Raw genomic sequence first — 18,175 nt, forward strand, 5'->3', positions numbered from 1 at the left:
GGCCAAGTTCCCCTGCTATTTGGCGGCGTGACGAATTGATGACGCTGCGTGAAAACGCCGCCCCTTTAGCCGCGTCCGTTCCTGCTGGAAAGGCGCTTTTGCGCGTGGCGGCAAAATGCTCTAACGGCCCGTCCATGACCGACAAACTCGTGATCGCCCTTGCCCAGATGACCCAATCGGTGGGCGACCTTGCCGCCAATGCCGACGCGATGCTGGCGTGGCGGGACAGGGCCGTGGGCGCGGACCTGATCGTCTATCCCGAATTGCAGCTGATCGGCTATCCGCCCGAAGATCTGGTGCTGAAACCCGCTTTGGTCGAGCGCGCGAATCAGGAGCTGGACCGGCTGGCGCAGGCGACGGCGGATGGCGGCCCGGCGATGCTGGTCGGCACTGTGGTTGCCGCCCAGGGCGTCCTGTTCAACGTCGTCGCGTTGCTGGAAGGCGGCGCAGTCACGCAGATCCGGCAGAAGCGCGAACTGCCCAATTATGGCACGTTCGACGAAAAGCGCCTGTTCGCCCCCGGCCCGCTGCCCGCGCCGATCGCCTTTCGCGGAGTGAAGATCGGCGTGCCGATCTGCGAGGATATCTGGTTCCCCTTCGTCACCGCGCATCTGAAAGCGGAAGGGGCGGAGATTTTGATCAGCCCCAATGGCAGCCCCTATGAGGTGGACAAGGATGACCGCCGCCAAACCATGGTGGCGGGCGCGCGGGTGCGCGAAACCGGCCTGCCGCTGGCCTATCTCAACCGCGTCGGCGGGCAGGACGAACTGGTGTTCGACGGCGCGTCCTTCGTGATGAACGCCGATTTCGGCATCGCCCAGCAAATGCCCGACTGGGAAGAGGCGCTGGTGCTGACCCATTGGGAAAAATGGGACGGCCAGTGGGTCTGCCTGCCCGGCGAGGTCCATGTTCTGGATGAGCGTCCCGCCGACATTTATAATGCGATGGTGCTGGGCCTGCGCGACTATGTGAACCGCAATCGCTTTCCCGGCGTGGTGCTGGGCCTGTCGGGCGGGATCGATTCGGCGCTCTCCGCCGCGGTCGCGGTCGATGCGCTGGGGGCCGATCGCGTCTGGTGCGTGATGATGCCGTCGCGCTTCACCAGTCAGGACAGCCTGGACGATGCCGTCGAATGCGCGCGGCTTCTGGGCGTGCGTTACGACACCATTCCCATCGAACCGGCAGTCGGCGCGTTCGACACGATGCTGGGCGAGGTGTTTGCTGGTCGGCAGCGCGACCTGACAGAGGAAAATATCCAGTCGCGTATCCGGGGCGTGACGCTGATGGCGCTGTCCAACAAATTCGGCCACATGCTGCTGACCACCGGCAACAAGAGCGAGATGTCGGTCGGCTACGCCACCATTTATGGCGACATGGCGGGCGGCTATTCGGTGTTGAAGGACGCCTATAAGACCACGGTGTTCGACCTCTGCCGCTGGCGCAACGACAATGTCCCGACGCTGGGCGAAGGCTTTGGCCCCGCCGGCCCGGTCATGCCCGAAAGGGTCATCACCAAGCCGCCAAGCGCCGAACTGCGCCCCGACCAGCGCGACGATGACAGCCTGCCCCCCTATGAGGTGCTGGACCCGATCCTCTATGGCCTGGTGGAGGAAGAATTGTCGGTGGAGCAACTGGTCGCGCGCGGTTTCGATCGCGATACGGTCGCGAGGATCGAACGGTTGCTTTATGTCGCGGAATATAAACGCCGCCAGTCCCCGCCCGGCGTCAAACTGGGCAGCCGCAATTTCGGCCGCGACCGGCGCTATCCGATCACCAACGCATTTCGCACCCTTTAACAACCTCCGTTCGAACCGAACGGGGAATGAGTGATAAACATGACCGTCATCACCCGCTTCGCCCCCTCGCCCACCGGCCACCTTCATGTCGGCAATATCCGCGCCGCGCTGCATAACTGGCTGTGGGCGCAAAAAAGCGGCGGGCAATTTCTCCTGCGGCTCGACGATACCGACCTCGAACGCTCACGCACCGAATATGCCGACGCCATCCGCGCCGACTTGCAATGGCTGGGGCTCCGCTGGGACGCCGAAGCGAAGCAGTCCGACCGTTTCACCCTCTATGAAGCGCGGTTCGAGGCGCTCAGGGCGTCGGGCCATGTCTATCCCGCCTATGAGACGCAACAGGAACTGGAGCTTCGGCGCAAAATCCTGCTGGGGCGCGGCCTGCCGCCGGTCTATGATCGCGCCGCGCTGACGCTGACGCCGGATCAGATCGCCGCCTATGAAGCCGAAGGGCGCGCGCCTCACTGGCGTTTCAAGCTGGACCATGGCCAGCCCATCGTCTGGACCGACCTCATCCGCGGCGAGCAGCGTTTCGACCCCAAAACATTGTCCGATCCGGTCATTCGCCGCGCCGATGGCAGTTGGCTCTATATGCTCCCGTCAGTGATCGACGACATTGACATGGGCGTCACCCACGTCCTGCGCGGGGAGGATCATGTGTCCAACACCGCGACCCAGATCCAGATGTTCACGGCCTTGGGCGCGCCGCTCCCGGCCTTTGCCCATGAAGCGTTGCTGACGGGAAGCGAGGGCAAGCTGTCCAAGCGGCTGGGTTCGCTCGGCGTCGCCCATTTCCGCGAAATCGGGCTGGAGCCTGCCGCCATCGCCTCGCTGCTGGCGCGACTGGGCAGTTCGCAACCCATCGAGCCGTTCGCGGACATGCAGCCGCTGATCGACAGTTTCGACTTTGCCCATTTTGGCCGCGCCCCCGCCCGCTTCGATGAAGGCGAACTCGCCACCCTCAACCAGAAGATCGTTCATCTGTTGCCCTATGACGCGGTTGCCACCCGTCTGCCCGATGGCATGGATGGCCAGGCATGGGACGCCATCCGTCCCAATCTGGAGACGGTTGCGGGTGCCGCCGACTGGTGGCGGATCGTCACCGGCCCCGTGGACGCACCCGCGCCGGATGCGGAGGACCGCGACTTCCTGACCCGCGCCCACGCCATCCTGACGGACGCCCCCTTCGACGCCGACATCTGGCGCACGCTGACCCATGCGCTGAAGGAGGAAAGCGGTCGCAAGGGGAAGGCGCTGTTCCTGCCGCTGCGTCGTGCGCTGACCGGACTGGATCACGGGCCGGACATGGGACAATTGCTGCCGTTGATCGGGCGGGACGAGGCCCTGGCCCGGCTGCGGACCTAAAGGCGATCCGATCCGCTCTACGCGGGCCTGGATCGCGTCAGGCGCGCGTCAAGGCCAGCGCCTTGCCCACGGCGGCGATGCCTTCCGGGGCGGCCGCGAAACCCATATGGGTGCAATCCACCTCGATGGCGCTATCCCGCTCCCCCCGGCGACCCTTCGCGCATTCGGGCAGGACTACCCCGTCGCGCCGCGACCAGAGCGCCACGGTCGGAACGGGCGGCTTGACCTCCCGCATGCAGGGAAAGGGCGGGCGATCGACCGGCGTACCCGACACCAGCTGATAGAGCCGCCAGGCATGATTGGCGCGCGGGTCGCCGGAAAAAGGCGTGCCCAGCGTCACCACGCCGCCGACCTTGGCCGTCGCCAGCTTGGCATATTCTCGCGCATATAGGCCGCCAAGGCTCCAGCCGACCAGCGTCACCCGCCCGCCGGTCGTCCGCCTTATTTCGTCCACCCGCCGGTCGATCGCGTCCAGGCTGTCCGGCTTCGGGCCATAATTGCGCCCCATGCCCCAGTGATGGGCATCAAATCCGGCCTTGTTGAGGATCGCGCGCATCGGCTCCATTCGCGCATCCGATGCCAGCAGGCCAGGGATCAGCAGCAGCGTGCGACCATCGCCCTGGATCGTCCGCGCCAATATATCGGCCTGCGCCCGCGTCCGCGCCAGATCGAAGGGCAGCGCCATATTGCCGACCAGATGCTGAATCGAAGGCCGGGCGGCACGGGGGCCGGACGCCAGGCGATCCTTCCAGAAAGTGGTAACGGCAGCATAAGGAGGCACGACGACAAAATCCCTTTGGCCTGAAGGCAAAGATGACACTGTCGTGACAAACGCCGTCCGCGTCCATCGGTTTCGTCGCAACTGATAAACTGTTTATCGCAATATCGGATCAGGGGGCAAGCGGCGACGTCTGCGCGACCGGCGCGCCCTCCGCACTGCGCAACACGCGCGGTTCCAATATGGCTGCCGTTTCGATCAGGTCAAGAGCGCGACGCGCCTCCAGATAGCGGCGGGCAAGCTGGATCCAGCGATCAGCGGCCGCACGGCCTGGCAGCCGCTCGACCTCTGCCAGCGCGGCATTGACCCGCCCGCCGTCAAGATAGTGGATTGCCCGGTCGAACCCGGCCTGCGGACGGGGCGAAGGAGACGACGCCCGGCGGATCGTGACCAGTTCGCGCGCTTCATGTTCCAGCGCGCTCCACCAGCTTGCATTGGCAGGCGGCGTCGTGGCCCGCTCGCCAATGTCGATCAGCCCGCCGCGCAGGTCGGCCAGTGTCACCGGCTCCCGCGCGGCATTGATGATGGTCGCGACCGCGCGCGGCTGGGCCTGGCCGAAGCGGAGCCGCAACTGCCCTTCGATATAGCCCAATGGCGTCCCGCTATCGAGCGCCCGGCGCGCGGCAAAGGCGACCAGCAGCCCCTCCGCTCGCGCAGCATTGCCCGACGCCGCCTGCGCCTCCACGGTGATGCGTGTCAACCGCTCCTCCAGTTGCACCACGCGCGCGTCGAGCATCTGCGCGGCGTCAATGGACAAGGAGCGCTGCGTCAGGGTCCGTGGGACAGTGCTGGCCTGTGGCGGGGCCATGCTGGCCGCCTGTGGCTGCGGTTCGTCCATGCGGCTCTGGATTTGCGGCCAGGCCCAGATGGTGACGCCGACCCCCACCACAAAGGCCAGAAGGATCAAAACCAGCAGCGGCACCATGCCCCGTCGCCGGGCGGAAGGTGGGGTCGGGGTCATGCTGCCAAGGCCATCCTCGTCGCTCATGCTGCCCCTCTTGCCTGTCATGACATCCGTCATTCGCACAAACCGCGCAAGAGAGCCAGCATGTCGTCATCCCCCGGCTGGTCGGGCGCATGACCGCTGGCCCAGCCGCTTCCGCACGCCGCCAGCGCATTGGGGCTGATGGCCACGATATGCAGCGCAGCACGCGCAGTCGGCGCGACCTGCTCCGCCAGCCGCTCGCCCGCGCGCGGGGAATGGACCAGCAGCACCGATCCCGGCATCGCATCGTCCAACAGCGCAGGATCGGGCGGCAGACTGGTCATGCTATAGACCGCGATCCGCCTGACATGCAGCGATCCTGTCGCCATGGGCGCAACCGTCGCGCCCGCCACATGCAGCACCGTGCGATGGCCCTCGGTTGCGATCCGCGCGGCGATCGTGCTGGCGTCGGCATCGCCTGCGCTCACCCCGTCAAAGCCCTGCGCCCGCATGGCCGCCGCCGTCGCGCTGCCCACCGCATAAGCGGGCAGTCCGCGATAGGCCGCCAGTGCCGGACCCGCCAGCCGCGCCGCATGGGCGCTGGTCATCAAAAGCGCGTCGAAATCCCCGGCAGGCGGCGGCGTCCATTCCAGCGCCTGGGGCGCGAACAACGGATGCACGACCGCCTCCCATCCCAGCCGCGCCACGGCCTGCGCCGTCCTGCCCGCCCCCGGTTCGGGCCGCAGGACAATAACCCGCCTCATCCCTCGAACAGGGACCGCAGCGCCGGGCTGGCCCGGTCCAGCAGCGATCGACCCACCGCCTGCGCGGCATCGCTGTCGTGCCGGTCGATCCGCACTTCATCGCGTACCGTCTCCTGCCCGTTGGGGCTGATGATCTCTGCGCGAAGGTGCAGCCGGTCGCCATCCACCAGCGCCAGCGCGGCGATCGGCGAATGGCAGGTGCCGCCCATACCCATCAGCACGTTCCGTTCGGCCATGACGCAATCGAACGTATCGGCGTCACTGATCGCGGCCAGCGCCGCCAGCACGGCTTCATTGTCGGCCAGCGTCTCTATCCCGACCGCCCCCTGCGACGGGGCGGGCAGCATCGTGTCGACGGGAATCGTGATGCCGACATCCCCCTGCCCCAGCCGGTCCAGCCCCGCCGCCGCCAGCAGCGTCGCATGAACTTCGCCCGCCGCCAGCTTGGCGAGCCGCGTCGCGACATTGCCCCGGAACAGCGTGATGGTGGCGTCCGGTCGCAACCGCGCCACCTGCGCGGCTCGGCGCGGCGAACTGGTGCCGACCACCGGATTGTCGGGCAGCGCGTCGAAACTGTCTGCCCCGACCAGCTTGTCGCGCACATCGGCCCGCGGCAGCATTGCGGCGATACGCATCGCGGCGGGGCGCAGCGTTTCCACATCCTTCATGCTGTGGACGGCGAAATCGATGTCACCCTCCGCCAGCGCACGGTCCAATTCCTTGGTCCATAACGCCTTTCCGCCAATTTCCGCCAGTGCGCGGTCCTGTATCCGGTCGCCACTGGTCTGGACGGTGACGATGGCCACGGCGCTATCGGGCCAGCCATGGGTATCGCACAAAGCGCGGGCGGTCATGCGGGCCTGGGCCAGCGCAAGGGGCGAACCCCTGGTGCCGAGGCGCAACGGTCGGTCGAACAAAATCATATGCGGCTTGCTCTAATGGGCGCGGGCATTAGATGGAAGCGGCAATGACAATCATCCTTGGCCTGGAATCGAGCTGCGATGAAACCGCAGCGGCACTGGTGACGGCCGATGGCAGGATATTGGCGCATCGGCTGGCCACGCAGGAAGAGGCGCACCGCCCCTATGGCGGCGTCGTGCCGGAAATCGCCGCCCGCGCCCATGTGGAGGCCTTGGCGCCCCTGATCGAAGCGGCGCTGACGGACGCGGATATGACGCTCGATCAGGTCGATGTGATCGCCGCGACCGCCGGGCCGGGCCTGATCGGCGGGGTGATGGTGGGGCTGGTGACGGCCAAGGCGCTGGCCCATGCGGCGGGCAAGCCGTTGATCGCGGTCAATCATCTGGAAGGCCACGCCCTTTCGCCCCGTCTGTCCGACCGGACGCTGCAATTCCCCTACCTGCTCTTGCTGGTGTCGGGCGGCCATTGCCAGATTTTGCTGGTGCGCGGCCCTGGCGACTATGCGCGTCTGGCCACCACGATCGACGATGCGGCGGGCGAAGCGTTCGACAAGACCGCCAAGCTGCTGGGGCTTGGCTATCCCGGCGGCCCGCAGGTGGAAATGGCGGCGGCGCAGGGCAATCCCAAAGCCGTTCCCCTGCCCCGCCCGCTGCTCGGCACGGCGGAACCGCATTTCTCCTTCGCGGGCCTGAAAAGCGCGGTCATGCGTGCGGTGCAGTCCGGGCAATATTCGCAACCGGACATTGCGGCGAGTTTCCAGCAGGCGGTGATCGACTGCCTGATCGACCGCACCCGCCGCGCGCTGACGCAGGCAGACGACATGACCGCGCTGGTCGTGGCGGGCGGCGTCGCAGCCAATCAGGCGATCCGCGCGGCGCTCGAACAGCTGGCGGCGGACCATGGCCTGCCCTTCGTCGCGCCGCCCTTATGGCTGTGCACCGACAATGCAGCGATGATCGCCTGGGCCGGGGCGGAGCGCTTCGCCGCAGGACTGATCGACGATCTGACCGTTCCCGCCCGGCCGCGCTGGCCATTGGATCCCGCAGCGGAAAAGGCGCGTGGCGCCGGAGTGAAAGCATGAATGGGCAAGGCATGAAGGCGGGCGTCATCGGAGCCGGCGCATGGGGCACGGCGCTGGCGCAGCTGCTCGCCGCCGACGGGCAGGCCGTGACGCTGTGGGCGCTGGAGACCGATGTGGTCGACGCGATCAATGGCGGGCACGAAAATCCGCTCTATCTGCCCGGTATCAAGCTGGCCCCGTCGATCCGGGCGACCGGCGCGATGACCGACCTTGGCGATTGCGACATGGTGCTGGTGGTCAGCCCGGCGCAACATCTGCGCAATGTCGTCCGTCAGGCTCCAGCCGGTGTGCCGCTGGTCCTGTGTTCCAAGGGGATCGAGGCCGGCTCCGGCCTGCTGATGGGTGAGGTGGCGCGCGCCGTGCAGCCGACATCGCCCATCGCCGTCCTGTCCGGCCCGACCTTCGCCCATGAAGTAGCCAAAGGCTTGCCGACCGCGATCACATTGGCGTGCGACGATGCCGTGCTGGGCGCGCAACTGGCGGCGCGGATCGCCCGCCCGGCGTTCCGGCCCTATCTGTCCGACGACGTGACCGGCGCGGAAATCGGGGGCGCGGTCAAGAATGTGCTGGCGATCGCCTGTGGCGTGGCGGACGGCGCTGGCCTGGGCCTTAATGCCCGCGCGGCGCTGATCAGCCGGGGCTTTGCCGAAATGACGCGCTTTGGCCTGGCGCGCGGGGCGCGGGCGGAGACGCTGGCCGGACTATCGGGGCTGGGCGATCTGGTGCTGACCTGTTCCTCCACCAATTCGCGCAACTTCTCGCTGGGCAAGGGGCTGGGCGAAGGGCGTAGCGCCGCTGAGCTCCTGTCCAACCGCCGTACCGTGGCCGAAGGCGCGTTTACCGCCCCGGTGCTGCGCGATGCCGCGCGCGCGGCGGGGGTCGAAATGCCGGTGGTCGAAGCGGTCTGCGCCCTGCTGGCCGACGCTGCGCCGCTCGGCACCGTGATCGACGCGCTGCTCGCGCGTCCGTTGCGGCCCGAATAAGCCATCGCGCGCCCGCACCATCATGGCTACATTTGGGTCAACAGACGCGACGACAGAGGGGATTCGATTGGCCGGGCAGCATCCTGCGCCTAAGGACGAGGATGACATCGCCGCCCTGGCGAAGGGCGGGCGGACCAATGTGTTCGGCTTCCTTCTTCGCCTGGCCGCGCGGCTGCCCTTCCTGTTCATCGCCGGTCGCGTCTATGGCGCCGAAGCGCTGGGCCGATTTGCCTATGCCGTGCTGGTGGTGGAATTTGTCGCACAACTCGCGACGCTGGGGCTGAAACGCGGGCTGGCGGGGGCGCTCAGCCAGACCGAACGGCCCCACGCCCATGTCGTCACCGACGCAATGCTGGTGACGATGATCGCCGCGCTGGCGGGCGCTGGCCTGCTGGTCGCCTTTCCGCAGGCCATGTTCCCCAATAGCGGCATCAACGGCCTCGACCGGCTGCTGGCGCTGGTCGTCATCGCTGTCGCCGGGTCGGACGTGGCGCTGGCCGCCTGCGCCTATAAATTCGACGTTGGTGCGACAGTGCGGGCGCGCTCTATCATAGAACCCTGGGCCATCAGCATCGGCGCCTTCGCCTTCGCCTTTTATTCGACCCGTGACGGGCTGATCCTGTCCTACGCCGTGTCGATGATCGCCGCCTTCATCGCCTCCATCATTCCGATGGCGCGCCATTATGGCCTGCCTGTGGGCTGGCGGCCTGATTCTGGCCGACTGTGGCGGCTGGCGCGGCGCAACCTGCCGCTAGCGGCCGCCGACGGGGTCGAATGGGGATCGCGGCGGCTCGACATGGCCATATTGGGCCTGTTCGTCAGCCCGGCGGTCATCGGCATCTATTATGTCGCGCAACAGGTCGCATCGCTGCCGCAGAAGCTCAAGACCAGCTTCGACCCGATATTGGGCCCGGTCATCACCCGCAATCTGGCGGAGGGCAATCTGGCCGGGATCGCGCGGCAGGTCAGCCAGGTCGGGTTCTGGATCATCGCCGCGCAGGCCGGAATTGCGCTGGCGCTCGGCATCCCCGGCGAAGCGGTGATGGGGCTGGTTGGCCCGCATTTCGTCAGCGGCACCGGGGCGCTGGCCTTCCTGCTGCTGGCCGAAGTGATCGCCGCCACCGCAGTCGTCAGCGAATCAGCGCTGGTCTATATCGCGCGCCACCGCAATCTGATGATCTCGCTCGGCATGATAGGCTGTCAGGCCGTTTTCAGCTTCGCGCTGATCCTGCTCGCCCGTCGACTTGGCCTCCCGGTCATGGCGGTCGCCGCCGCCCCGGCGCTGGCGCTGTGCCTTGCGCTGGCGGTCGGCGCCTTCGTCAAGGCGCGGTTGCTCGCGCGACTGCTCGATGCGCCGATCAACGCCTGGCGCTGGCCATTGCTCAGCGCAGCAGGCGTTGCCTGCATCGTCGGCGCGGCCTTCGTCGCCCTGCCGCCGCGCCTGGAATGGGTCGAACTGGTCGTCGGCGTCTGGGCGATATTGGGCGCTTATGGCGTGGTCATCTGGCGCTGGGGTTTTGGCCCCGATGACCGCACCCTGTTCCGCAAGCGCAAGGCGGACTGATCAGGCGAACAGCCTGTCGCGCATCACGCCCAGATCATCCTCCGGCCGCGCGCCCCAGTGGGAGATCACCTCGGCCGCCGCCGCTGCACCCAATGCCAGGCAATCAGCCACGCTGCGCCCGTCGATATGGGCGGCAAGGAAACCGGCGGCGAACAGATCGCCAGCGCCCGTCGTGTCGATAATCTGCGCGACCGGCGCAGCGGGTGCCTCGTAACGCATGCCATCGACGATCGCGACCGCGCCCTTTTCGCTGCGGGTCGACACCAGCACTGGCACCTTGGCCGCCATCGTCGCCACGGCCTTGTCGAAATCGTCGATCTGCGCGAGCGACTGGATTTCGCCTTCATTGGAAAAAAGGATGTCGATCTGGCCATGATCGATCAGGTCCAGAAAATCGGCGCGATGCCGGTCGATGACGAAATTGTCGGACAGGGTGAAGGCGACCTTGCGTCCCGCGCCGCGCGCCGCGTCGATCGCCGCCCGCATCGCCGCGCGCGGCTGCTGCGGATCCCACAAATAGCCTTCCAGATAGAGGATGCCCGCCGACCGGATCATGTCGAGGTCAAGCGCGGCTTCGGGCAAAAATTGCGATGCGCCCAGAAAGGTGTTCATCGTACGCTGCGCGTCGGGGGTCACCAGAATCAGGCAGCGGGCGGTAGGCACGTCGCCAGTCATCGCCGGTGTGTCGAACCGGATGCCGAGCGCGCGAACGTCATGGGCGAATACCGTGCCCAGCTGATCGTCATTCACCTGGCCGATAAAGCCGCACGTCTTGCCCAGCGCGGCAAGCCCCGCCAGCGTGTTGGCGGCTGATCCGCCGCTGATTTCCTTGGCCTGGGGCATGTCGGCATAGAGCGCTTCGGCCATATCGGCGTCGATCAGCTGCATCCCGCCCTTGGTCAGCGCATGTTCGGCCAGAAAGGCGTCATCGCTGCGTGCGAGAACATCGACAATGGCGTTGCCGATGGCGACGACGTCAAGCGTCGGGGCCGAAACTGAAGCGGAAGCGGTCACGCAATATCCTTATGGTACGGGGAATGTCCGGGTGCCGTCTCTATCGGCGCGCGTGTCGCCATGCAACAGCGTGCGATTGACGGGCCTCGCGACAGGCAGGATAAGGACGCGATGGTCCTGACCGCCGCGCTGCGCGCCTTCCCGCTGATCTTCCATGCCGCCGCCAGGCGGCTGCTGGTCAAGACATTGTTGCTGACGCTTCTGGTCTTTGCCCTGCTGGCGGTGGGGCTGTGGGCAGGATTCCATGCGCTGCGCCTCCATTATGGCTGGGGCGGCGGCGGCCTGGCGGAGGCGGCGGCGACCGCGCTGATCGTCGTTGCGGCAGGATGGCTGCTGTTCCGCGCGACCGCGATGGCGGTGATGGGCCTGTTCGCCGACGACATTGTCGCCGCCGTCGAGAGCGACAGTTACCCGGACGCTGCGGCCCATGCGCGCCCGGTCGGACCGGCGCGCAGCATCCGCTATGCGCTGGCCTCGGTCGCGCGGACGATCGGCTGGAACCTGCTGGCGCTGCCTGCCTATATCGCATTGCTGGTGACAGGCGTGGGGACGATCGGGCTGTTTCTGGCGCTCAACGCCTATCTGCTGGGCCGCGATCTGGCCGACATGGTGGAACCACGCCATCCCGGCCATCCGCCGATCCCGCGCGGCAGCCGATGGCTTCTGGGGCTCGCTTCGGCGCTTCTGTTCCTTGTCCCGCTGGTCAACCTGCTTGCGCCGATCTGGAGCGCGGCTATGGCGGTCCACATGCTGCACGGCGTCAGAAGGAAGCCTGTATGAACGCCCCCCGCCTTACCCTGATCGCGCTGCTGTCGCTGCCGCTTGCCGCCTGCGGCGCTGGCAGCGTGGTGCCGCAGACCGGAATATCACCCCCGCCCGCCGGTCCCCCGGCCAGCGCCTTTGGCAAGCCCGGTCCCTTGATGGGCGCGGACGCGCGCGCCCTGACCCAGATGTTCGGCACGCCCCGGCTCGACATTCGCGAGGCAACGGTGCGCAAGCTGCAATTTGCCAATGGCCGCTGCGTCCTAGACACCTATCTCTACGCCCCCGCACGCGGCAAGGAGCCGGTGGTCACCCATGTGGACGCGCGCTCGCCTGCTGGCACGGATGTCGATCCGTCTGCCTGCGCAACGGCGTTGCGGGCGCGCTAAACCGACAACCGCCCGATCGCCCAGGCCGCCGCTTCCGCCACCACCGGATCATCATCGCCTAACAGCGCCTGCAACCGGCCCAGCAAGCGCGCGTCGCCGCTATTGCCCGCCGCAATCGCCGCATTACGCACCATGCGATTGCGGCCGATGCGCTTGATGGGGGAGCCGGAGAAGATTTCGCGAAACGCGGCATCGTCCAGCGCGAGCAGGTCGGCAATGGCAGGCGCGGCGAGTTCGGCGCGGCCCACGAACGCCTTGTTGGCCGCCGCCTGATCGGCAAATTTGTTCCAGGGGCAGACCGCCAGGCAATCGTCGCAACCATAGATGCGGTTGCCTATGCCTTCGCGCAGTTCGTGCGGGATCGGCCCCTTATGTTCGATCGTCAGATAGGAAATGCAGCGGCGGGCATCGACGACATAGGGGGATGGGAAGGCATCGGTCGGGCAGGCCGTCTGGCAGGCGGTGCAACTGCCGCAATGGTCGACCTCCGGCGCGTCGGGTTTCAGCGCGATTTCGGTGTAGATCGCCCCCAGAAACAGCCAGCTGCCATGCTGGCGGCTCACCAGATTGCTATGCTTGCCCTGCCAGCCCAGCCCCGCCCCCTGCGCCAGCGGCTTTTCCATGACCGGCGCTGTATCGACGAACACCTTGAGCGCGCCGGGTTGCTGCTCCACCAGCCAGCGGGCCAGGCTTTTCAGACCCTTCTTGACGACATCATGATAGTCCTTGCCCTGCGCATAGACGGATATGCGCGCGCGGTCCGGCACGTCCGCCAGCGCCAGCGGATCGCGCCCCGGCGCATAGCTCATCCCCAGCATGACGACGCTGCGCACGTCCGGCCACAGGCCGCGCGGCGATCCACGTTGTCCCGCGCGCTCCTCCATCCACAGCATGTCGCCATGATGGCCCGCATCCAGCCATTCGCCCAGCCGCTTCCCGGCCTGCGGCGCCACGTCAGCAGGCGCGATGGCACAAGCGGCAAAGCCCAGCGACGCGGCCTGCACCTTCAGACGGGTTTCCAAGCTTTCCATTTGCGTTGGCATGGGGGGACACTATCAGGAGCGGATGAACGGCGACACTCCGGCCCCGCCCCTCCGCTATGCGCTCGAAGGCCATGGCCTTGTCAAGACATTCGGCAGTTTCCGCGCGGTCGACGGCGTCGACATCGCCGTGCCTGCCGGGTCCATCTATGGCGTGCTGGGGCCAAATGGCGCGGGCAAGACGACGCTGCTGCGCACCCTGCTGGGCATCATCGACCCGGACGAAGGCACGCGGTCGCTGCTGGGCGATCCCGCCCCGCTGCGGATGGCGCGGCAGGTCGGCTATCTGCCGGAAGAGCGCGGGCTTTATCCGTCGATGAAGGCGTTTGAGGCGATCGCCTTCATGGGGGCGCTGCGCGGGTTGCCGCTGAAGCAGGGCCGCGAACGGGCGCGGGCGATGCTGGAGGGGCATGGCATGGGCGGCGCGATCGACAAGCCGATCCGCCAACTGTCCAAGGGCATGGCGCAGACGGTGCAATTGTTCGGGACGATCATCCACGAACCCCGGTTGATCCTGCTGGACGAGCCTTTTTCCGGGCTGGATGCGATCAATCAGGAGAAGCTGGAGGCGCTGATCCGTGAGCAGGCGCGTCGGGGCGTCACCATCCTTTTTTCCACCCATGTCATCGCCCATGCCGAACGGCTGTGTGAGCGGATCGCCATCGTTGCGGGCGGACGCATCCGGTTCGAGGGGACGGTGGCCGACGCGCGCGATCGGCTACGCCCGCAGGTGCGGCTGCGTACCAAGGCGAGCGACGGGGCGTGGCGGCGCGCTTTGCCCGCCGATACGGTGGTGGAGGATGGCGCATGGCATTTCGCCCTGCCTGATGACGGGATCGAGCCGCTGTTGCGCGCACTGCTGGATGGGCAGGCGGGGATTGAAAGCCTGTCGATAGAAAGGCCGGGCCTGCACGACGCCTTCGTCGCCATCGCCGGGGCCGCGACCGCGCGCCAGATGGAAGAAACGCAGGCACGGGAACAGGACGCATGAGAGAGATGCTGCGCGCCGCGCTGGTCATCGCCCGGCGGGACTTCACCGCCGTCGTGCTGTCGCGCACCTTCATCCTGTTTCTGCTCGGCCCGTTGCTGCCCATTCTGATCGGCATGGCCCTTGGCGGCCTGGGCGAGAAGATTGCCAGCACAGACCTGCGCCCGCTGGTGGGCATCGCCATGCCAGCGGGGGAAGCCGCGAAGCTGGAGCGCGCCCATGCCCGTCTGACCGAACGGATGGGGGATCAGGCGCTGGTCAGGCTGCGGCGCGTGCCGCTGACCCCGGCACCGCGCGAGCAGCTGGCGCGCCCTGATTCGGCGGTGGTGGCGATCCTTTCCGGATCGGTCGCGCACCCGATCCTGACCGGCAAAGCGGAAGATCTCGACAAGTTGCAGGGCGATATGAGCCTGATCGCCAGCGCGGCGCAAGCGGAACATACGCTGCGGCTCGTGCAGGTGGAGCGGCAGGAGGTCGCCAAGAGCCTTGGCGCGCAGGCGCAGGCGCGGTTGCTGATCGGCCGCATGGCGCAGGTGGTGATGTTTTTCCTGACGATCCTGCTGGCGGGGATGATCCTGTCCAATCTGGTCGAGGAAAAGACGAACAAGATCATAGAGATATTGGCGGCTGCCGTGCCGATAGACGCGATTTTCCTGGGCAAGCTGATGGCGATGCTGGCGATGAGCTTTGTCGGCATCGCCTTTTGGGGCGGCACCGCCTTCGCGATCTTCCTGGCGCTGCATGGGGGCGGGTCCAGCCTGCCAGCCCCCGCGGTGGGCTGGCCGATATTCCTGATCCTTGCCACCCTCTATTTCGCCATGGCCTATACGCTGCTGGGATCGCTGTTCCTGGGGATCGGCGCGCAGGCGGCTACGGTGCGCGAAGTGCAGACACTGAACATGCCGGTGACCATGGGACAGATGCTGATCTTCTTTTTCGCCAGCTACGCCGTCGACCATATGGGATCACCCGCGGAGGTCGCGGCGACGATCTTTCCGTTCAGTTCACCCTTCGCGATGATCGCGCGCGCGGCGCAATCCGATGCGCTGTGGCCGCATCTGCTGGCGCTGCTGTGGCAGGCGGCGTTCGTGGCGTTGATCATCCGCGTGGGTGTGCTGCTGTTCCGCCGCCATGTCATGCAATCGGGCGGCAGCTGGTGGAAACGCCTGTTCAGGAATACGACAGGCTGAACCATGTTTAATGGCGTCATGAACCGGCGATTCTTCCTGGGCGGCATAGCGACCGGCGCGATGGCGCTGGGCTGGTGGCGGCTGGGCCTTGGTACGGCGGAGGCCGCCTATCCCTATGCCCTGAGCGATGCGGAATGGCGCAAGCGGCTGTCGCCGCTCGCCTATAATGTGCTGCGCAAGCAGGCGACGGAGCATCCCTTCACCAGCCCGCTCAACAAGGAACATCGCGTAGGGATTTTCGCCTGCGCTGGATGCGGACAAAAATTGTTCAGCTCCAAGACGAAGTTCGACAGTGGCACTGGCTGGCCCAGCTTCTACGCCCCACTGCCCAAGGCGGTGGGGACAAGCCGCGATTTCGCGCTGGGCTATCCCCGGACCGAGGTTCATTGCGCGCGCTGCGGCGGGCATCTGGGCCATGTGTTCGACGACGGGCCAAAGCCCACGGGTCTGCGCTATTGCATGAACGGCGTCGCGCTCAGCTTCGTGGCGGCCTGATCCGGTAGATTTTCAGCGGACCTTTGGTCGGCAGGGGTTCCAGCCATTGCGGTATCGTACCGCGCGCCAGTTGAGCCGCCAGACCCTTGCCATTGGCTTGGCCATAGAGGCGATATTCGTTGAGCCCGTCACAGGTCACAACATAGCGCGCGCTGGTTGCGCCGATCACTGTTCTTGCCTGGTCCGGTACATCGACAAAGCCTTCGATCACCGCCGTAATCCCCGCTGCATTGCGGTGGTGGGCAGTGCCGATGACGCTATGGCGGGTCTGGACGAGAATGTCGGGGCCAAGGTCGATCGGCGCGAACAGGGTCGTGGGCGCCAGGATGTGCAACGGGGCCAGCACCGTGGCCGCGCGGCAATTGGCGCTGGCATTTCGGGCCGGTTCGGGCGTCGCGGCCAACGCGACCCACAGCGCGCAGAGACCAGCCGGGGTCAGCAGCACGAGTGCGACCGAACCGGCTATCCGCACCATCGCGTTGGCGGACGCCTGCACCCGGCGGAACAGGGCGAACAGCAGCCAAGTGGTGCCGGGCAAGGCGAATAGATGCGCCACGGACACGGCCCGCATGACCATGATCGCCACCAGCATCGCCCCGGCCAGCAGCAGCGCCATTGTCAGCCAGCGCATCCGCACCGGGCCGCTGGCCGCGCGCGCCGCCAATAGCGTGGCGATCAGGCCGAATAGCGAGGGAAGCAGGATGACGCCCACCATCAACCGGCTCTGTTCCCAGATCGGCCGCCCCTCCATGACCTGCAAATACCAGAGTTTATAGGCCAGCGGTCCCAACGCCGCGAAGGGATCACCCGACAGGCACGCCCCGCCGGTCAGCAGGAAGGTCGCCAGCGCCGCGCCGCCCCCGATCGCGCCGATCAGGCAGCGGCGTAGCGCGGTGGACGGGCCGATCAAACTTGCGGCGGCAGGCGTCGCAACCGCCAGCGCGACCAAGGGCCAGACATAGACGAAGGAGAGCGCGTCGCACTGGCGCGCCAGTACGGCAGATGGCCCACGCAATAAGATGAGCGGGATCAGCGCGCCTGCGCCCAGTGCGACAGTGAAGCTGACGAAGCGCGGCGTTTCGGCCCTGTCGATCCAGTGGCGCAGGGCAAACAGCGCAGCGAACAGCGCTGCATAGGGCAGGCCTTCGCTCGAAATCTGAAGCCAGAGCGCCAGTGCCAGCCCCGCAACGACGCCCCCGCGCACCGGGCGCGAGTCCATCGCGCCGCCCAGTGCCAGCGCGGCTGCCATGATCTGCCAGCCATGATGGTCGATCCTGAGCGGCGTGAACTGGACCAGGATCGACGGGGCGGTCAGCAGCAGGATGACGGCCAGCAACGCCACGATCGTCCCGGCAATCCGGCGCGTGGCGACGAACAGCGCTGCGGTCAGCCCGCCCAGCAGCAGCAGCGGCACGACGGCGCAGGCGACCAGTTCCGCCACGGCCATGCCCAGCAACGGGCGCAGCAGCAGGATCAGCGCCGCGATTGGCATATCGACGATCCGCGACCAGTGCATCGGCCCGCCTATGGGCGGGTTCACGCGATGCTGGCTGACATCCCAGAAGGCCTGCCCGCCGATCCAGTCGCGGACCTGCGCCAGACGCATGGCGTCATCGGGATCGCGAAAGCCAAGCGTGGCGAAATCGCCCCGGAACAGCCACAGCATAGCCGCGCTGCACAGCAGCCAGGCAAGCAGCGCCAGCAGCGCCGCCCGCTTTCCGTCAGGCGCGGGCGAAGATGCCATATTTGCGGATCGCATAAACGGTAAGGAAGCTGACCGGCACGGACAGCAATTTAGCGATCGTCGGCGCAACGCCGATCAGGCTCAGCCCGCCGACCATGGAAAGGGTAATGCCCATCCCCAGCAGGGCGCTCGCCACGAACCCGGCGCGCTGCGCGTGGGTCGGGCCGGTGCCGGTGTCGAACACGAAACGGATGCTGATGGTCCAGTGGACGAGCAGACCGACGGCATAACCGCCAAACGCCGCCAGCATGGGGGCAGCGCCGACATGGTCGAGCATCAGGAAAAGGGTCATGTCGCTCGACAGCGCGCAGATGCTGGCCAGCAGATAGCGGGCAAACATCAGACGCGAAACCAGCGCCACCAACATGCGCAC

At 66.8% G+C, this 18,175-nt stretch carries 18 protein-coding genes; 10 read left to right on the forward strand and 8 right to left on the reverse strand.

From position 1 onward, the window contains the following. Nucleotides 1-134: 134 nt before the first annotated feature. The gene (locus IWY39_RS08480) at nucleotides 135-1,796 is read left to right on the forward strand and encodes an NAD+ synthase (RefSeq protein WP_107124353.1); all 1,662 of its coding nucleotides are present in this window, start codon (nucleotides 135-137) and stop codon (nucleotides 1,794-1,796) included. A gap of 39 nt (nucleotides 1,797-1,835) precedes the next feature. Continuing rightward, nucleotides 1,836-3,164, forward strand: a complete 1,329-nt coding sequence (gene gltX, locus IWY39_RS08485) for a glutamate--tRNA ligase (RefSeq protein WP_107124352.1) — start codon at nucleotides 1,836-1,838, stop codon at nucleotides 3,162-3,164. 37 nt (nucleotides 3,165-3,201) lie between these two features. Here the strand turns inward: gltX and IWY39_RS08490 are convergent, their stop codons facing one another. The 4 genes from IWY39_RS08490 to hemC form a co-directional block, all read right to left on the reverse strand. Further along, on the reverse strand, nucleotides 3,202-3,945 hold the full coding sequence (locus IWY39_RS08490; RefSeq protein WP_107124351.1) for an esterase/lipase family protein: 744 nt from the start codon (nucleotides 3,943-3,945) through the stop codon (nucleotides 3,202-3,204). A gap of 109 nt (nucleotides 3,946-4,054) precedes the next feature. Continuing rightward, entirely contained in the window at nucleotides 4,055-4,963 is a 909-nt protein-coding gene (locus IWY39_RS08495; RefSeq protein WP_107124350.1) for a hypothetical protein, read from the reverse strand. Further along, entirely contained in the window at nucleotides 4,960-5,631 is a 672-nt protein-coding gene (locus IWY39_RS08500; RefSeq protein ID WP_107124349.1) for a uroporphyrinogen-III synthase, read from the reverse strand. Before IWY39_RS08500 ends, IWY39_RS08495 begins: the two co-directional genes overlap by 4 nt. Then, on the reverse strand, nucleotides 5,628-6,554 hold the full coding sequence (gene hemC, locus IWY39_RS08505; protein ID WP_107124348.1) for a hydroxymethylbilane synthase: 927 nt from the start codon (nucleotides 6,552-6,554) through the stop codon (nucleotides 5,628-5,630). The genes IWY39_RS08500 and hemC overlap by 4 nt, the downstream gene beginning before the upstream one ends. Nucleotides 6,555-6,598: 44 nt before the next feature. Between hemC and tsaD the strand changes: the two genes are divergently transcribed. The 3 genes from tsaD to IWY39_RS08520 all read left to right on the forward strand — a co-directional run bounded on the left by tsaD (nucleotide 6,599) and on the right by IWY39_RS08520 (nucleotide 10,180). Beyond that, nucleotides 6,599-7,633, forward strand: coding sequence for a tRNA (adenosine(37)-N6)-threonylcarbamoyltransferase complex transferase subunit TsaD (tsaD, locus tag IWY39_RS08510; RefSeq protein WP_107124466.1), 1,035 nt, complete (start codon nucleotides 6,599-6,601; stop codon nucleotides 7,631-7,633). A gap of 11 nt (nucleotides 7,634-7,644) precedes the next feature. Beyond that, nucleotides 7,645-8,616, forward strand: a complete 972-nt coding sequence (locus IWY39_RS08515; RefSeq protein ID WP_107124347.1) for an NAD(P)H-dependent glycerol-3-phosphate dehydrogenase — start codon at nucleotides 7,645-7,647, stop codon at nucleotides 8,614-8,616. Between the two features lie 67 nt (nucleotides 8,617-8,683). Next, complete coding sequence (locus IWY39_RS08520; protein WP_017184289.1) at nucleotides 8,684-10,180, forward strand: lipopolysaccharide biosynthesis protein; 1,497 nt, start codon at nucleotides 8,684-8,686, stop codon at nucleotides 10,178-10,180. Here IWY39_RS08520 and IWY39_RS08525 read toward each other — a convergent pair whose 3' ends face one another. After that, nucleotides 10,181-11,194 carry an adenosine kinase gene (locus IWY39_RS08525; protein ID WP_107124346.1) on the reverse strand — a complete coding sequence of 338 codons (1,014 nt, stop codon included), beginning with the start codon at nucleotides 11,192-11,194 and terminating at the stop codon, nucleotides 10,181-10,183. A gap of 111 nt (nucleotides 11,195-11,305) precedes the next feature. Between IWY39_RS08525 and IWY39_RS08530 the strand changes: the two genes are divergently transcribed. Both IWY39_RS08530 and IWY39_RS08535 read left to right on the forward strand, forming a co-directional pair. After that, nucleotides 11,306-11,974 carry an EI24 domain-containing protein gene (locus IWY39_RS08530; RefSeq protein WP_196871419.1) on the forward strand — a complete coding sequence of 223 codons (669 nt, stop codon included), beginning with the start codon at nucleotides 11,306-11,308 and terminating at the stop codon, nucleotides 11,972-11,974. Next, entirely contained in the window at nucleotides 11,971-12,345 is a 375-nt protein-coding gene (locus tag IWY39_RS08535; RefSeq protein WP_107124345.1) for a hypothetical protein, read from the forward strand. The genes IWY39_RS08530 and IWY39_RS08535 overlap by 4 nt, the downstream gene beginning before the upstream one ends. On the opposite strand, the gene queG is transcribed toward IWY39_RS08535, so the two are convergent. Next, nucleotides 12,342-13,376, reverse strand: a complete 1,035-nt coding sequence (gene queG, locus IWY39_RS08540) for a tRNA epoxyqueuosine(34) reductase QueG (RefSeq protein WP_107124344.1) — start codon at nucleotides 13,374-13,376, stop codon at nucleotides 12,342-12,344. The two genes, IWY39_RS08535 and queG, sit on opposite strands and share 4 nt — an antisense overlap. A gap of 34 nt (nucleotides 13,377-13,410) precedes the next feature. On the opposite strand from queG, the gene IWY39_RS08545 reads away from it, so the two are divergent. Genes IWY39_RS08545 through msrB form a run of 3 tightly spaced genes read left to right on the forward strand, consistent with a single transcriptional unit; the run spans nucleotide 13,411 to nucleotide 16,058 of the window. Further along, nucleotides 13,411-14,376: an ABC transporter ATP-binding protein gene (locus IWY39_RS08545; protein ID WP_107124343.1), complete on the forward strand. Its 966-nt coding sequence runs from the start codon at nucleotides 13,411-13,413 to the stop codon at nucleotides 14,374-14,376. Continuing rightward, nucleotides 14,373-15,563, forward strand: a complete 1,191-nt coding sequence (locus tag IWY39_RS08550) for an ABC transporter permease (protein ID WP_181316693.1) — start codon at nucleotides 14,373-14,375, stop codon at nucleotides 15,561-15,563. The genes IWY39_RS08545 and IWY39_RS08550 overlap by 4 nt, the downstream gene beginning before the upstream one ends. An 18-nt stretch (nucleotides 15,564-15,581) precedes the next feature. Further along, on the forward strand, nucleotides 15,582-16,058 hold the full coding sequence (gene msrB, locus IWY39_RS08555) for a peptide-methionine (R)-S-oxide reductase MsrB (RefSeq protein ID WP_107124464.1): 477 nt from the start codon (nucleotides 15,582-15,584) through the stop codon (nucleotides 16,056-16,058). Here msrB and IWY39_RS08560 read toward each other — a convergent pair. Both IWY39_RS08560 and IWY39_RS08565 read right to left on the reverse strand, forming a co-directional pair. After that, entirely contained in the window at nucleotides 16,039-17,802 is a 1,764-nt protein-coding gene (locus IWY39_RS08560) for a hypothetical protein (protein WP_107124341.1), read from the reverse strand. The genes msrB and IWY39_RS08560 overlap by 20 nt on opposite strands. After that, nucleotides 17,780-18,169: a GtrA family protein gene (locus tag IWY39_RS08565; protein ID WP_107124340.1), complete on the reverse strand. Its 390-nt coding sequence runs from the start codon at nucleotides 18,167-18,169 to the stop codon at nucleotides 17,780-17,782. The genes IWY39_RS08560 and IWY39_RS08565 overlap by 23 nt, the downstream gene beginning before the upstream one ends. Nucleotides 18,170-18,175: the final 6 nt, after the last annotated feature.

It is taken from the genome of Sphingobium sp. JAI105, assembly GCF_015752145.1.
Classification (GTDB): domain Bacteria; phylum Pseudomonadota; class Alphaproteobacteria; order Sphingomonadales; family Sphingomonadaceae; genus Sphingobium; species Sphingobium xenophagum.

Coding starts and splice junctions, on each gene's coding strand:
- IWY39_RS08480 (WP_107124353.1), top strand. CDS start 135: ATGACCGACAAACTCGTGATCGCCCTTGCCCAGATGACCCAATCGGTG.
- gltX (WP_107124352.1), top strand. CDS start 1,836: ATGACCGTCATCACCCGCTTCGCCCCCTCGCCCACCGGCCACCTTCAT.
- IWY39_RS08495 (WP_107124350.1), bottom strand. CDS start 4,963: ATGACGGATGTCATGACAGGCAAGAGGGGCAGCATGAGCGACGAGGAT.
- IWY39_RS08500 (WP_107124349.1), bottom strand. CDS start 5,631: ATGAGGCGGGTTATTGTCCTGCGGCCCGAACCGGGGGCGGGCAGGACG.
- hemC (WP_107124348.1), bottom strand. CDS start 6,554: ATGATTTTGTTCGACCGACCGTTGCGCCTCGGCACCAGGGGTTCGCCC.
- tsaD (WP_107124466.1), top strand. CDS start 6,599: ATGACAATCATCCTTGGCCTGGAATCGAGCTGCGATGAAACCGCAGCG.
- IWY39_RS08515 (WP_107124347.1), top strand. CDS start 7,645: ATGAAGGCGGGCGTCATCGGAGCCGGCGCATGGGGCACGGCGCTGGCG.
- IWY39_RS08530 (WP_196871419.1), top strand. CDS start 11,306: ATGGTCCTGACCGCCGCGCTGCGCGCCTTCCCGCTGATCTTCCATGCC.
- IWY39_RS08535 (WP_107124345.1), top strand. CDS start 11,971: ATGAACGCCCCCCGCCTTACCCTGATCGCGCTGCTGTCGCTGCCGCTT.
- queG (WP_107124344.1), bottom strand. CDS start 13,376: ATGGAAAGCTTGGAAACCCGTCTGAAGGTGCAGGCCGCGTCGCTGGGC.
- IWY39_RS08545 (WP_107124343.1), top strand. CDS start 13,411: ATGAACGGCGACACTCCGGCCCCGCCCCTCCGCTATGCGCTCGAAGGC.
- IWY39_RS08550 (WP_181316693.1), top strand. CDS start 14,373: ATGAGAGAGATGCTGCGCGCCGCGCTGGTCATCGCCCGGCGGGACTTC.
- msrB (WP_107124464.1), top strand. CDS start 15,582: ATGAACCGGCGATTCTTCCTGGGCGGCATAGCGACCGGCGCGATGGCG.
- IWY39_RS08560 (WP_107124341.1), bottom strand. CDS start 17,802: ATGGCATCTTCGCCCGCGCCTGACGGAAAGCGGGCGGCGCTGCTGGCG.
- IWY39_RS08565 (WP_107124340.1), bottom strand. CDS start 18,169: ATGTTGGTGGCGCTGGTTTCGCGTCTGATGTTTGCCCGCTATCTGCTG.